This is a genomic window from Leifsonia sp. 10N434 (assembly GCF_056394405.1).
Genome location: NZ_JBFTHV010000003.1, coordinates 403568 through 416924, shown reverse-complemented (window position 1 = coordinate 416924; position 13357 = coordinate 403568). Strand labels below are relative to the sequence as shown.

At 70.3% G+C, this 13357-nt stretch carries 11 protein-coding genes; 7 read left to right on the top strand and 4 right to left on the bottom strand.

Going from position 1 to position 13357, the window contains the following annotated elements:
• The first annotated feature begins 15 nt into the window (after positions 1–15).
• Positions 16–1272 carry an MFS transporter gene (locus AC1DB1_RS11220; RefSeq protein ID WP_477200825.1) on the top strand — a complete coding sequence of 419 codons (1257 nt, stop codon included), beginning with the start codon at positions 16–18 and terminating at the stop codon, positions 1270–1272.
• Here AC1DB1_RS11220 and AC1DB1_RS11215 read toward each other — a convergent pair.
• Both AC1DB1_RS11215 and AC1DB1_RS11210 read right to left on the bottom strand, forming a co-directional pair.
• Complete coding sequence (locus AC1DB1_RS11215; protein WP_477200824.1) at positions 1167–2891, bottom strand: phospho-sugar mutase; 1725 nt, start codon at positions 2889–2891, stop codon at positions 1167–1169. The genes AC1DB1_RS11220 and AC1DB1_RS11215 overlap by 106 nt on opposite strands.
• A complete protein-coding gene (locus tag AC1DB1_RS11210) occupies positions 2888–3721 on the bottom strand; it encodes a purine-nucleoside phosphorylase (protein WP_477200823.1) in 834 nt (277 codons plus the stop codon). Before AC1DB1_RS11210 ends, AC1DB1_RS11215 begins: the two co-directional genes overlap by 4 nt.
• 94 nt (positions 3722–3815) lie before the next feature.
• Between AC1DB1_RS11210 and AC1DB1_RS11205 the strand changes: the two genes are divergently transcribed.
• Positions 3816–5252, top strand: coding sequence for an NAD(P)H-quinone dehydrogenase (locus AC1DB1_RS11205; protein ID WP_271176215.1), 1437 nt, complete (start codon positions 3816–3818; stop codon positions 5250–5252).
• A 673-nt stretch (positions 5253–5925) separates the two neighbouring features.
• Positions 5926–6591 (top strand): endonuclease domain-containing protein, encoded by a 666-nt coding sequence (locus AC1DB1_RS11200; protein WP_477200822.1) that lies wholly within the window; start codon positions 5926–5928, stop codon positions 6589–6591.
• On the opposite strand, the gene AC1DB1_RS11195 is transcribed toward AC1DB1_RS11200, so the two are convergent.
• Both AC1DB1_RS11195 and AC1DB1_RS11190 read right to left on the bottom strand, forming a co-directional pair.
• Positions 6567–8333 carry an acetyl/propionyl/methylcrotonyl-CoA carboxylase subunit alpha gene (locus tag AC1DB1_RS11195; protein WP_477200821.1) on the bottom strand — a complete coding sequence of 589 codons (1767 nt, stop codon included), beginning with the start codon at positions 8331–8333 and terminating at the stop codon, positions 6567–6569. The two genes, AC1DB1_RS11200 and AC1DB1_RS11195, sit on opposite strands and share 25 nt — an antisense overlap.
• A gap of 79 nt (positions 8334–8412) precedes the next feature.
• Positions 8413–9051: a Maf family protein gene (locus AC1DB1_RS11190; RefSeq protein WP_477200820.1), complete on the bottom strand. Its 639-nt coding sequence runs from the start codon at positions 9049–9051 to the stop codon at positions 8413–8415.
• A 24-nt stretch (positions 9052–9075) separates the two neighbouring features.
• Here AC1DB1_RS11190 and AC1DB1_RS11185 point away from each other — a divergent pair, with 24 nt between their 5' ends.
• Genes AC1DB1_RS11185 through AC1DB1_RS11170 form a run of 4 tightly spaced genes read left to right on the top strand, consistent with a single transcriptional unit; the run spans position 9076 to position 13292 of the window.
• Positions 9076–10335 (top strand): class I SAM-dependent RNA methyltransferase, encoded by a 1260-nt coding sequence (locus AC1DB1_RS11185; RefSeq protein ID WP_477200819.1) that lies wholly within the window; start codon positions 9076–9078, stop codon positions 10333–10335.
• A 38-nt stretch (positions 10336–10373) separates the two neighbouring features.
• Positions 10374–11033, top strand: a complete 660-nt coding sequence (locus AC1DB1_RS11180) for a response regulator transcription factor (protein WP_477200818.1) — start codon at positions 10374–10376, stop codon at positions 11031–11033.
• Positions 11020–12267, top strand: coding sequence for a sensor histidine kinase (locus tag AC1DB1_RS11175; RefSeq protein ID WP_271176221.1), 1248 nt, complete (start codon positions 11020–11022; stop codon positions 12265–12267). Before AC1DB1_RS11180 ends, AC1DB1_RS11175 begins: the two co-directional genes overlap by 14 nt.
• Positions 12264–13292, top strand: a complete 1029-nt coding sequence (locus tag AC1DB1_RS11170) for a hypothetical protein (protein WP_271176222.1) — start codon at positions 12264–12266, stop codon at positions 13290–13292. Before AC1DB1_RS11175 ends, AC1DB1_RS11170 begins: the two co-directional genes overlap by 4 nt.
• Positions 13293–13357: the final 65 nt, after the last annotated feature.

Genomic DNA, 13357 nt, shown 5'->3' with positions numbered 1-13357 from the left:
CTCTAGCTTGATCGTATGACTTCCGTCGAACAATCATATCGCAGGCCGACTCTGAGTCTGCTCGTACTGGCACTCGCCATGTTCGTCGTCGGCACGAACGCCTTCGTCATCGCAGGTCTCCTTCCCGACATCGCCGACACCCTGCATGCAACACCCACGGGCGTGAGCTACTCCATCACCTCGTACTCGCTGGTCGTCGCGGTCGCTGCGCCCCTCATCTCGGTGCTGCTCCCGCGCGTGCCGCGGGCGATCCTGATGGCGGCCGGCCTCGCGGTGTTCGCCATCGGCGGCGCGATAGCAGTCTCCGCGACCGGCCTCCCCGTCTTCCTCATCGGGCGCACGCTCTCCGGCATCGGGGGAGCGGCGCTCGTGCCGACGGCCACGGCGGCCGCCGCCGCCTTGGCGCGGCCGCCCCAGCGCGGCCGGGCGCTGGCGATCGTCGGTGCCGGTTTCACGCTCGCCACGGCGGTCGGTTCCCCCTTCGGCACTGCTCTCGGCGGGATCGCCGGGTGGCGTCTGCCTCTCTGGAGCCTCGTCGGCATCGCGGTCGTGCTCGCGGTCGCCATCCCGTTCGTGGTGCGCGACGTTCCCCTGGCCCCGGCCGCGTCCATCCGGCAGCGATTGGCGCCGCTCGCCGACCTGCGCGTGCTCGCTCCACTGGGCACGACGCTGCTGATGATCGCCGGCTTCAACATCGTGTACATCTTCAGCGCATCCGTCACCCACGCGTCGACGGGCGGCTCGGGAACCCTGCTCGCGACCCTGCTGCTCGCCTACGGCGTGGCCGGCGTCGTCGGCAACATCGTCGCGGGTCCCCTCACCGACCGCTTCGGCAGCAGGTTGACCGCGATCGTGGCGCTCGGCGGTCAGATCGTGGCGCTGGCGGTCCTGCCGTTCGTGGAGTCGTCGTTCGTCGCGTCGCTGATCGTGTTCGCCGTCTGGGGTGTCGCGGCGTTCGCGATCGCGATCCCGGTGCAGCACCGCCTCGTCACGGTCGATCCGGAGGCGGCGGCACTGTCGCTGTCGTGGTACTCGACCGCGATGTACGTCGGAATCGCGATCGCCCCTCCGATCGGGTCCGCCGCACTCTCGCTGGGCGGAGCCGAGGCGGTGCCCGCCGTCGGAGCGGCGGTCACCGCACTCGCCCTGGTGCTGTTCCTGCTCGGCTACGCCGTGAGCGCCCGCATGGCGTCCGCCAGCGCACGCACACGGGCGACGGCGGTCGCCTCGCGCTCGGCCACCGAGCCTTCGTCGCTCGACGCGTCGATGTAGATCTTGAGCTTCGGCTCCGTGCCGCTGGGCCGCACCATCACGCGCGATCCGTCCTCGAGCAGGATGCGCAGCACGTCGCTCGGCGGCAGGTGGCCGAACCCGTCGCGAAGGTCGTCGATCTGGGAGACGGCGACCTCACCGAGCCTGCTCGGCGGCGTCGAGCGAAGGGCCGCCATGACCCGATCGATCTCGCTCAGGTCGGTGACCCGGATCGAGATCTGGTCGGACGCGAAGTAGCCGAACGTCTCGGCGAACTCGTCGAGGTGCGTGCGGATGGTCTTCCCCTCCGCCGCCAGCGAGGCCGCCAGATCGAGGAAGGCGGTCGCTGCGGAGATGCCGTCTTTGTCGCGCACCGTGTCCGGGTTCACCAGATAGCCGAGAGCCTCCTCGAATCCGTAGAGGAGCCCGGGGGCGCGTGAGACCCACTTGAAGCCGGTGAGGGTGTCCTCGAAGTCGAGGCGGTAGCGGTGGGCGACGGCGGCGAGGGCCGGGGACGACACGATCGAGCAGGCGAGGGTTCCGAACGGGGCCTCGTCGGGGCCGGCGGATTCGTCGGCCAGTCGCGCTGCGCGCCAGCCGAGCAACGCGCCGACCTCATTGCCGGAGAGCCGTCGGTAGCCATCGGCGCTCCCGTCGTCCGGAATCGCGACGGCGAGACGGTCGGCATCCGGATCGTTGGCGATGATCAGGTCGGACCCGGCCGTGCGCGCCGTCGAGAACGAGAGGTCCATCGCGCCCGGCTCCTCCGGGTTGGGGAAGGCCACCGTCGGGAAGGCGGCGTCGGGGTCGATCTGCTCGACGACGACGGTGGGCTCGGCGAAGCCGGCCTGCGCGAAGACCGCGGCGGCCGTGCGCCAGCCGACGCCGTGCATGGCCGTGTACGTGAACGAGACCGCGTCGCGCGGCGCTGAGGTGCCCGCCACGGAGGCGGTCGCCGCGATGTACTCCGCTTCGAGACTCTCAGGCGCGACCTCGTAGGCCTCGGACCGCGGCAGGTCGCTGACGCTGCCTTTCGCCGCCTCGAGGATGCGCGCGGCGATGTCGGAGTCGGCGGGAGCGACGATCTGCGAACCGTGGTTCTCGCCGCCGAGGTAGACCTTGTAGCCGTTGTCGTTCGGCGGGTTGTGGCTGGCCGTGACCATCACGCCGGCGCTGACGTCGAGGTGGCGCACGGCGAACGCGAGCACGGGCGTCGGCATCATCCGCGGCAGCAGCACGGCGCGCACCCCGGCGCCCGCCATCAGCTCGGCGGTGTCGCGCGCGAAGACGTCGGAGTTCTTTCGTCCGTCGTAGCCGATCACGACCGAGGGCGTCTCGCCGTGGGCGTGGTCGAGGAGATAGCGGGCGAAACCGGCGGCGGCCTGCGCCACCAGGACCCGGTTCATCCGGTTGGGGCCGGCGGCGATCTCGCCGCGCAGCCCGGCGGTGCCGAAGGCGAGACGGGTGTCGAAGCGCGCGTGCAGGTCCCTGATGGCCACGGCTGAGCCGGCCTCGGCGGCGACGATGAGCGCGTTCAGCTCGTCGCGGGTCTCGGGATCCGGATCCTGCGCGACCCACGCCCGCGCCTGCTCGAGGAGCTCGGCGTCGTCGAGCACCCGGTCGCCCTCGGCGGCGCTCACAGCGCGCCCACGATCTTGGCGAGGAGCGCGCTGATCACCGGCTCGGCTTCGCGACCGGCGTCGATGACCTCCTGATGACTCAGCGGGGTCTTCTGGATGCCGGCGGCCAGGTTGGTGATCAGGGACATGCCGAGGATCTCCATGCCGGCCTGTCGTGCGGCGATGGCCTCGAGAGCGGTGGACATGCCGACGATGTGGCCGCCGATCGTCTTCGCCATCTGCACCTCGGCCGGTGTCTCGTAGTGGGGTCCGCGGAACTGCGTGTACACGCCCTCGTCGAGGCTCGGCTCGATGCTCTTCGCCAGCTCGCGCAGGCGGCTCGAGTACAGGTCGGTGAGGTCGATGAACGTCGCGCCCTCGAGCGGGGAGTCGGCGGTGAGGTTGATGTGGTCGCTGATCAGCACGGGCGTTCCCGGCTTCCAGCTCTCCTTGATGCCGCCGGCCCCGTTGGTCAGCACCATCGTCGTCGCGCCGGCAGCAGCGGCGGTGCGCACACTGTGCACGACCCGCCGGACGCCGTGGCCTTCGTAGTAGTGGGTGCGGGCGCCGATCACGAGGGCGCGCTTGCCCGACGGGAGCAGCACCGAGCGCAGGGTGCCGACGTGGCCCGCCAGGGCGGGAGCGCCGAAGCCGACGATCTCTGTCGCCGGAACGGTCGCGGTCGTCTCGCCGATGAGATCGGCCGCGCGGCCCCATCCGCTGCCCAGCGTGAGGGCGATGTCGTGCCGGTCGACGCCGGTCTTCTCTGCGAGCTGTTCGGCCGCCTGCTTCGCGACCGCGAACGGGTCGGTGGCCGGGTCGTCGAGCGGGTTCTGGAAGGAATCTGGCATGGACCAACTCTAGTGAGAGCGCCCTGCGCGCGGGCCGACCGGCGGATGCGCATCGGTGCACCGACGAGCGATCAAGGTGCGAGAGAATAGGAGCATGGCCTATGAATTCGAGCGCAAGCAGAGGATCGCTGTACTCGGAGGTGGGCCAGGTGGATACGAGGCCGCCCTCGCGGGTGCCCAGCTGGGGGCGGATGTCACCCTGGTGGAACGCACCGGGGTCGGCGGCTCGGCCGTCATCACCGACGTGGTGCCGTCGAAGAGCCTCATCGCCACCGCGGAGGCAGCCAACGCCATCGGCGAAGCGGCCGACCTGGGCGTGCAGTTCTTCACCCGCGGCGAGTCGGGGAAGCCGGTCCGTCCCGACATCGCAGTGAACCTCGCGGCCGTCAACAAGCGGCTGATGGGCCTCGCCCGGCAGCAGTCGGAGGACATGAAGGCCGAGCTCATGCGGGCCGGCGTGCGCATCGTCACCGGCGAGGGACGGCTCGACGGCTCAAACGCGATCATCGTGTCGACGGCCCAGGGCGACACCGGCACCGACTTCGACCGCATCGAGGCCGACACGTTCGTGGTCTCGGTCGGCGCCCGGCCGCGCATCCTGCCCTCGGCGGTACCGGATGGCGAGCGCATCCTGACCTGGACGCAGCTGTACGACCTCGGCCACGTGCCGGAGCACCTCATCGTGGTCGGATCCGGCGTGACCGGCGCCGAATTCGCCTCGGCCTACACCGCACTCGGCTCGAAGGTGACGTTGATCTCCAGCCGCGACCAGGTGCTCCCCGGCGAAGACGCCGACGCGGCCCGGGTCATCGAGAACGTGTTCAAGCGCAACGGCATGCAGGTGCTATCCAAGTCTCGCGCGCAGTCGGTGGTGCGCACCGACACGGGCGTCGTGGCGACGCTGTCCGACGGCCGCACGGTCGAGGGCAGCCACTGCCTCATGGCGGTCGGCTCGGTGCCGAACACGTCCGGCATCGGCCTCGAGGAGGCGGGTGTGCAGCTGACGGAGTCGGGCCACATCCGGGTGAACCGCGTCGCGCGCACCTCGATCCCCAACATCTACGCGGCAGGCGACTGCTCGGATCTGCTCCCGCTCGCCTCGGTGGCGGCGATGCAGGGCCGCACGGCGGTGTTCCACGCGATGGGCGACGCGGTGAACCCGTTCGAGCTCCGCAATGTGACGTCGAACATCTTCACGCAGCCCGAGATCGCGACGGTCGGCTGGAACCAGAAGCAGATCGAGGACGGCATCGCCCAGGGCGACATCTACAAGCTTCCGCTGAAGTCCAATCCGCGCGCCAAGATGCTCGGCATCAAAGACGGTTTCGTCAAGCTGTTCGCGCGCACCGGCTCCGGCACCGTGATCGGCGGCGTGATCGTGGCGCCGCGCGCGTCGGAACTGATCTTCCCGCTCGCGCTCGCCGTGGAGCACCGCCTCACGGTCGACCAGGTGGCGCGGGCGTTCACGGTGTACCCGTCGCTGTCCGGGTCGATCTCGGACGCGGCGAGGGCGATGCACATCGTGCTGTAGGGCGCTGCTGTAGGCGCTGGTTCTGCGTGCCGGCGTAACTCCGGAACCCTGAGCCGCATCTGCGGCTGCGTTCCGGAGTTGTGCGGCCGGCGGCGGCGTGTCGGCTCGGGGTTCCGGAGTTGTGCGGGTGGCCGTCGCTGGGCGCAGCTCGGTTGCTCGCCGGTCGCGCGTCCGCAATTCCGGATGTTCGGCCGGATCCGGCGCGGAGTTCCGGAGTTGTACGGCCGGCGTCGGCGTGTCGGCTCGGGGTTCCGGAGTTGTGCCGCCCGCAACAGGGGTTGCGTATTCTCCACAGGCCGCTGTTCTCCACAGATGGCGCTGGTCGGGCCCGAGCACGCCCGGGCGCCGGAAGACTCGTCCCATGCACTGGATGGAACAGCTCACAGCACTGGGCGGCGTCGCTTCGCGGCGTCAGCTCCTCGCGGCCGGCGCCACGTCGGACGCATTGACGGAGGCGGTCCGGGCCGGCCTTCTCTTCCGGCCACGTCGTGGCAGCTACGCCTCGCTCGCCGCGTCGGATGCAGCGTTGGAGGCGGCGCGATCGGGCGGACGCCTGTGCTGCGTGAGTGCTGCGCGAAGCTACGGACTCTGGGCGGGGACCGATCAGCGCACGCACATCCGGGTCGCGCGTCATGCGACTCGCCTGCCGTACACCCTCGCTGTCCGGCACTGGATGCCCGCGGAACGCCCCGGCCGCGAGATCTGGCGCGATTCGATCGACGACTGCCTGGTCTCGGTCGTGCACTGCGCCGACGAGGAGACGGCGGTCGCCGTGCTCGATACGGCGATCTCGGCCGGCCTGACGTCGCTTCGGGTGATCGGTGAACTGTTCGCGGGCGAATCCGTGCGCGCACGCGCCGTCTCGGCCAAGGCTCGTCCCGGATCGGATTCGGGTGTCGAGTCGATCGTGCGTCAGCGGCTGACCAAGGCGGGTCATCTGGTGGAGCAGCAGATCGGCGTCGCGGGCGTCGGAAGGGTCGACCTGCGGGTCGACGGCCGGTTGTACATCGAGATCGACGGCTATGCCTGGCACAGCGACCGCGGAGCATTCGAGCGGGATCGTGCGCGAGACACCGGCCTGGCGATGTACGGATTTCTCCAGTTGCGTTTTCCTGCGCGCGACGTGCTCGAGCACTGGCCCGACGTCGCCCGGATCATCGAAACCGTGCTCGCGGCACCGGACGTGACCGGTCCGCGGGCCGGCCAGTCATTCGTGCAGCCGGACCTTGCGGACCCCCCACAGAAAGAATGCGCGCGATTGAGAAGCCCGACGCGAAGCAGCCTGGCGACCCCGCGGTTTCGCGCCTCGGGGGATCAGACGATGTTGAGCAGCAGATGACCGGACGAGACGGTCTCGCCGACGTTCGCGTTGATCCCCGCGATGGTTCCGTCCTTGTGAGCCGTGAGCGGCTGCTCCATCTTCATGGCCTCGAGCACGAGCACCAGGTCACCCTTCACGACCTCGTCGCCGTCCGCGACCGCGAGCTTGACGATGGTCGCCTGCATAGGCGCCGTGACCGAGTTGCCCGTCGCGGTGTCCACGGCGTGGGCGCCACCGCGCCGTCGCGGCGCCGGGCTGGTCGCGGCGCCGGTATCGGCTCCGCCGGAGAGGAGTTTGGAAGGAAGGGAGACCTCGATGCGCTTGCCCTCGACCTCGACCACGACGCTGTTGCGGCGCTCGGCGGGGGAGGCGTCGCCGAGCTCGCCCGACCACGGCTCGATCTCGTTGATCCACTCGGTCTCGATCCAGCGCGTGTAGATGGAGAACGGCTCGCCGTCCTGCGGCGCGAAAGCGGAGTCGCGAACGATGGCGCGGTGGAAGGGGAGCACGGTGGGGAGACCGGCCACCTCGAATTCGTCCAGCGCGCGACGGGAGCGCTCGAGCGCCTCCTCGCGGCTGGCGCCGGTGACGATGAGCTTGGCCAGCATGGAGTCGAACGATCCGCTGATGACGTCGCCGGCCTGGATGCCGCTGTCGACGCGCACGCCGGGGCCGCCGGCGGGCTTGAACACGTGCACCGGTCCGGGGGAGGGGATGAACCCGCGCCCGGCGTCTTCGCCGTTGATCCGGAACTCGAACGAGTGACCCCGGGCGATCGGGTCGTCGTAGTCGAGCTCGCCACCCTCGGCGAGGCGGAACTGTTCGCGCACGAGATCGATGCCGGTGACCTCCTCCGAGACGGGGTGCTCCACCTGCAGGCGGGTGTTCACCTCGAGGAAGGAGACGGTGCCGTCTTTGCCGATCAGGAACTCGCAGGTTCCGGCGCCCTGGTAGCCGACCTCCTTGAGGATGGCCTTGGACGCGCTGTAGAGCGCATCGGTCTGGGCGGGGGAGAGGAACGGTGCCGGCGCCTCTTCCACGAGCTTCTGGTGGCGACGCTGCAGCGAGCAGTCGCGGGTGGAGACGACGACGACGTTGCCGTAGGCGTCGGCCAGGCACTGCGTCTCGACGTGGCGGGGCTGGTCGAGGTACTTCTCGACGAAGCACTCGCCGCGGCCGAACGCCGCGATGGCCTCGCGGGTGGCCGATTCGAAGAGTTCGGGGACCTCGTCGCGGGTGCGGGCCACCTTGAGGCCGCGGCCGCCGCCGCCGAACGCCGCCTTGATGGCGACCGGGAGGCCGTACTGGTCGACGAACTCGAGCACTTCGGACGCGTCGGCGACGGGGTTGAGGGTGCCCGGGGCGAGCGGAGCGCCCACCTTCTCGGCGACATGACGGGCGGAGACCTTGTCGCCGAGGCGCTCGATGGCCTCGGGCGACGGGCCGATCCACGTCAGCCCGGCCCCGATCACGGCGCGCGCGAAGTCGGCGTTCTCGGCGAGGAACCCGTAGCCGGGGTGCACGGCGTCGGCACCCGAACGGCGCGCGACGGAGAGCAGCTTGTCGATGACGAGGTACGTCTCGGCGCTCGTGGTGCCGCCGAGGGCGTACGCCTCGTCGGCGAGTCTCACGTGAACGGCGTCGCGATCCTGGTCTGCATAGACGGCGACGGATGCGATTCCGCTGTCCTTCGCTGCACGGATGACCCGGACGGCGATCTCGCCCCGGTTTGCGATGAGGACCTTGGTGATACGTGGCACAGTTCTCTAGCCTATTGCTCGGTGGGGACGGCCTTTTGGGCGAACCCCACAAAAATGGATGGTCGGCGGAACGGGATGCCTACAAAGCACGGTTCCAGAGACTCGGCCACTCGACGCCGAGTTCACCGAACAGTACACGCAGTGTCGCGAGCGAGAGGCCCACCACGGTGCTCGGATCCCCGTCGACACGCGTGATGAACGGACCGCCGAGACTGTCGATCGTGAACGCGCCGGCGACCTCGAGCGGCTCGCCCGTTGCGATGTAGGCGTCGATCTCCGCGTCCGTGACGTCGGCGAATGTGACGGCGGCGACAGCGGTGCGGCCGACGGCCTGGTTCTCGACGCCGTTCCGGTGGTCGATCAGCCAGTGCCCCGAGTGCAGGTGGCCGGTGCGGCCGCGCTGCGCGAGCCAGCGCTCGCGTGCGACCTCCGGCTCGTGGGGTTTTCCGTAGATCGCACCGTCGAGTTCGAAGGCGGAGTCGCCACCGAAGATGAAGCCGTCGAGCGGCTCCCCGTCGAGGGTGCCGCGCACGGCCTCGGCCTTGAGGCGCGCCAGCAGCTGCACCATGGCATCCGCCGACAGCGGGCCGTGCTCGGCCTCGGCGGCGAGCACGGCGGCGGTCTCATCGACGTGGGAGGGGACGACGATCGGCTCGATGCCGGCGGCACGCAGGAGCGCGAGCCGAGCGGGCGAGGTTGACGCTAAGTAGAGGCGCATGAATTCCTGTGGGATGCTCGACGGATGCCCCAGAACGATGAGGTCGACCTCGACATTACCAACGTCGCCCACGGCGGTGTCTTCGTCGCACGTCACGAGGGCCGCGTGGTCTTCGTGCCCGACACGATGCCGGGGGAGCGCATCCGCGCCCGCATCACCGACCGCACGCACGACAGCTTCTGGCGAGCGGACGCTCTCGAGGTGCTCGATGCCGCCCCCGAGCGGCAGGAGCACGTCTGGTCGGCCGCGTCCATCGACCGCGAGCCCGGCCGCCGCGCCGGCGGTGCGGAGTTCGGGCACATCCGGCTCGAACACCAGCGTGAGCTGAAACGCCAGGTGATCGTCGACGCCCTGCAGCGCATGGCCAAGCTGGAAAGGGATGTCGTCGTCGAGGCGGGCGACGGCGAGACCGCCGACGGCACCGGATGGCGCACGCGGGTGCGTCTCCAGGTCGGGCGCGACGGCACTATCGGCCCGTTCGCGCCGCGCTCGCACACCGTCGTCCCCGTGACCGACCTTCCGCTCGCGACCGAGCTGGTCAACGAGTCGACGCCGTTCGGGCAGACGTTCCCCGGCGCCGAGTCGATCGACGTCGTCGCGACGGGCACCGGCGCCGGACATGTGCTCGTCAACGAGGCGCCGGTGAAGCGCGGGCGGCGCACCATCCGTCCGCGCCAGCGTCCCGTGCCGATCCGCGAAGTGGTCGGCGGCCGCGAGTTCCGGCTGGATGCGCGCGGCTTCTGGCAGGTGCACCGCCAGGCGGCGGCGACGCTGACCCAGGCGGTGCAGTCGGCCGTCGACGAGGCGCTCTTCGACCCGCGAGCGGCGAACCTCGACCTGTACGGCGGCGTCGGCCTGCTCGCGGCCGCGCTCGGCGATCGCTTCGGAAGCACGCTGCGCATCACCTCGGTGGAGAGCGACGAGGGGGCGACGGACAACGCCGCAGAGAACCTGGCGGAGTGGCTCGGCGCTTCTGCGGTCACGGAGCGCGTCGAGCGGTACGTGCGCACGCTGGCGGCGGAGTCGTCCGCGGTCGAGCGTGCCCGCCTCCGGGCGGCGACCGTGATCCTCGACCCGCCGCGATCGGGGGCTGGCCGGCAGGTCGTCGAGGCGATCGCCTCGCTCGCACCGGCTCAGATCGTCTACGTCGCCTGCGATCCGGTGGCGCTCGCCCGCGACCTCGCCCTGTTCGCCGAGCGCGGTTACCCGCTCCGGACCCTCCGCGCCTTCGACCTCTTCCCGAACACTCACCACGTCGAGGCCGTCGCCACGCTGGCGCCGTGAACTCCGTGACGAATCCGCGCCCCACTACGATGGGGAACATGGTGAGGGTGGCAATCGTCGACGATCACGAGTCCGTTCGTCTCGGGCTGAAGGCAGCCTGCCAGGACGCGGGCTACGAGGTGCTCGTCACCGCGGCCACGGTGGACGAATTCGTGACGCTGCTCGGCAGCCAGGAATGCGACGTGGTGGTGCTCGATCTGTCGCTCGGCGACGGCTCCCGCGTGACGGACAACGTCAAGCGCGCGCAGGCGACGGGCGCGGCCGTGCTGGTGCATAGCATCGCCGACCGGGTGGCCAGCGTGCGCGAGGCCCTCGCGGCCGGCGCGGCGGGAGTGATCCCGAAATCGTCGCCGACCACGACGGTCATGAACGCGATCAAGACGGTCGCGAGCGGCGACGTGCTCAACAACCTCGAGTGGGCGACCGCGATCGACGCCGACAGCGACTTCGCGAAGGCGCAGCTCGGCCGCCGGGAGCGCGACGTGCTCCATCTCTACGCTTCCGGCCTCCCGCTGAAGGCCGTCGCGGCACAGCTCGGCATCGCCAACTCGACCGCCCGCGAATACCTCGACCGCATCCGGGTGAAGTATGTGGAGGTCGGACGCCCGGCGCCCACGAAGGTCGACCTGCTGCGCCGCGCTGTGGAGGACGGGATCCTTCCGGGTCTCGACCCGGAAACGGGCAATGAGCGCAACTAGCGCGAGCATCCGGCCGCCCCATCCCGGGACGTCCCAGCCGCGCAACCCCATCAGCCGGGCGCGCTTCGAGAGGATCGCCGGCCGCAGTGTGTCGGCCTTCGGGCTGGTGTTCGGTCTGCAGACCCTCCCCGCCGCGCTCGCGCAGTTGTCGGGGGTGAAGGAGCCGTGGGGCCTGATCACCGTGCTGGTGATCTTCGTCGGGCTCGCGGTGATCGTGCTGCTGGCCATCATCCAGAAGTTCGTGCGGCCCGCGATGGGGTTCCTGGCCGTGGCGTTCTTCTTCGCCATCGTCACGTGGCCTCTGCTGGCGATCGACCCGGACGCCATCGGACCGAAGCCGTGGGTGTGGTTCCTCTGCTCCGTCTTCACCGCGTTCGCCGCAGTCGCGTTCCCGCTCTGGCTCGCGACGGCATACACGTTCCTGGTCCCGATCGCCTACGGCGTGATCCGCGCCCTGCCGTCCGGTGGCGGGGTCGGCGCCGAGATCGCCGGCCTGGATGCCCTCTATGCGATCATCCTGGGCGGGGTGATCCTCGTGATCATCGCCATGCTGCGCCAGGCCGCGTCCGCGGTGGACGCGGCGCAGAGCCAGGCCCTGGCCAAGTACGCGAACGCGGTACGCCAGCACGCAACCGAGGTGGAGCGTGTGCAGGTCGACGCGATCGTGCACGACAGCGTCCTCACCACCCTGCTCTCCGCCGCCAGCGCCCGCACGCCGGAGGCCAAAGAGCTCGCCGCGCGCATGGCCTCCGATGCGATCGGCCACCTGCACGCGGCCGAGGCCTCGAGCCCGGAGGATCAGAGCCTGGTCGGGCTCGACCGCCTCAGCGAGCGGATCACCACCGCGGCCAACGCCTTCTCGTCGCCGTTCGAACTCGACGTGCGCGACATCGAGGTGCACACCCTTCCCGTCAACGTCGCCGAGGCCGTCTATTCGGCCACGGTGCAGGCGATGGTCAACAGCATGCAGCACGCGGGCGGCGTCGAGGTCGCCCGGTCGCTCTCGATCCGAGGCGGCAGCCCGCTGGCGACGGTGCACATCGTCGTGCGCGATGAAGGTCGCGGTTTCGATGCGGCCGAGGTGCCGGCGGAGCGGCTCGGGCTGCGGGTGAGCATCCGGGAACGCCTGGCCAAGGTCGGCGGCCACGCCCGTATCGAGTCGGAGATCGGACACGGAACCACCGTGACGATCCTCTGGCCGTCGTCGGAGACCGACCCGGAGGTGCTCACGTGATCACCCTTCCGCGGTTCCTCTTCCTCGGCCTCGGAGCCCTGTTCTCGGCGTACCACCTCTTCCTCGGGCTTTCGTCGCTCTCCATCCCGCAGAACCCCGGACCGGCCATCGCGGCGATGATCCTCTACGCGGTGGCGACCGTGATCAGCCTCTGGCCGACCAGTCCCACCAAGATGCCGCTCTGGCTGGCGGCCTTCGACCTCGCGGTCTGCGTCGCCATTCCGATCCTCGTGACCAGTCAGCTCGACCCGGCCAAGGACAACGGCTACGCCACCTGGTACGTCGCGGCCGTCGGAACACTGATGACCATCGTCGCCGTTCGCCGTCAGCAGTTCGCCGCCTGGGTGGGCGTCGGCTACCTCGCCGTGCAGACGATCGTCTGGGCCGGCGTGGCCGCTCTCGCCGGGCTCGGCGTGATCGGGTCGGTCGTCTGGGTCGGGGTCGCCGTCGTGATCTCGGGCTCGCTGGCCAAGGCCGGTCGGGATGCGCTCCAATTCGCCCGCGCCGAACGCGAGGCGACCGAGTGGCAGGCCGCTCAGGAGGCGCACGTGATGGAGCGCCAGATGCGGCTACGGCAGACCTACCGCGTCGCGGCCCCGATGCTCGCCGAGATCGTGCGTCGTGGCGGAGACCTGACCGAGGCGGAGCGGCGCGAGTGCCGGTACCTCGAGGGCGCGATCCGGGATGAGATCCGCGGTCGCCGGCTGCTCAACGACGATGTGCGCCGCCAGGTGATGGATGCGCGGCGCCGCGGCGTCGTCGTCAGCCTGCTCGACGAGGGCGGCATCGACGACCTCGACGAGCGGTCGCTGACGGTCGTGCTCAAGCGCCTCGCCGACGCCATCCGGGGGACGACCACCGACAAGCTCATCGTCCGCACGGTTCCCCGATCGTCGAAGACCGCTGTGACGGTCGTGGGGCTCCGGATGTCGGACGACGGCAGCGCGAACGCGCTCGGCGCGGACACGGAGGACGACGAGGTCGACCTCTGGCTGGAGATCCCGCGCCCCATCCGCGAGCTCTGACGCGCGGGCACTGACGCGCGGGCACTGACGCGCGGGCACTGACGCGCAAGCCCTGACACGCGGGC

What these genes read in the sequence shown, in the direction of transcription:
- AC1DB1_RS11220 (WP_477200825.1), top strand. Translation starts at nt 16, where the DNA reads ATGACTTCCGTCGAACAATCATATCGCAGGCCGACTCTGAGTCTGCTC.
- AC1DB1_RS11210 (WP_477200823.1), bottom strand. Translation starts at nt 3,721, where the DNA reads ATGCCAGATTCCTTCCAGAACCCGCTCGACGACCCGGCCACCGACCCG.
- AC1DB1_RS11205 (WP_271176215.1), top strand. Translation starts at nt 3,816, where the DNA reads ATGGCCTATGAATTCGAGCGCAAGCAGAGGATCGCTGTACTCGGAGGT.
- AC1DB1_RS11200 (WP_477200822.1), top strand. Translation starts at nt 5,926, where the DNA reads ATGCCCGCGGAACGCCCCGGCCGCGAGATCTGGCGCGATTCGATCGAC.
- AC1DB1_RS11190 (WP_477200820.1), bottom strand. Translation starts at nt 9,051, where the DNA reads ATGCGCCTCTACTTAGCGTCAACCTCGCCCGCTCGGCTCGCGCTCCTG.
- AC1DB1_RS11185 (WP_477200819.1), top strand. Translation starts at nt 9,076, where the DNA reads ATGCCCCAGAACGATGAGGTCGACCTCGACATTACCAACGTCGCCCAC.
- AC1DB1_RS11180 (WP_477200818.1), top strand. Translation starts at nt 10,374, where the DNA reads ATGGTGAGGGTGGCAATCGTCGACGATCACGAGTCCGTTCGTCTCGGG.
- AC1DB1_RS11175 (WP_271176221.1), top strand. Translation starts at nt 11,020, where the DNA reads ATGAGCGCAACTAGCGCGAGCATCCGGCCGCCCCATCCCGGGACGTCC.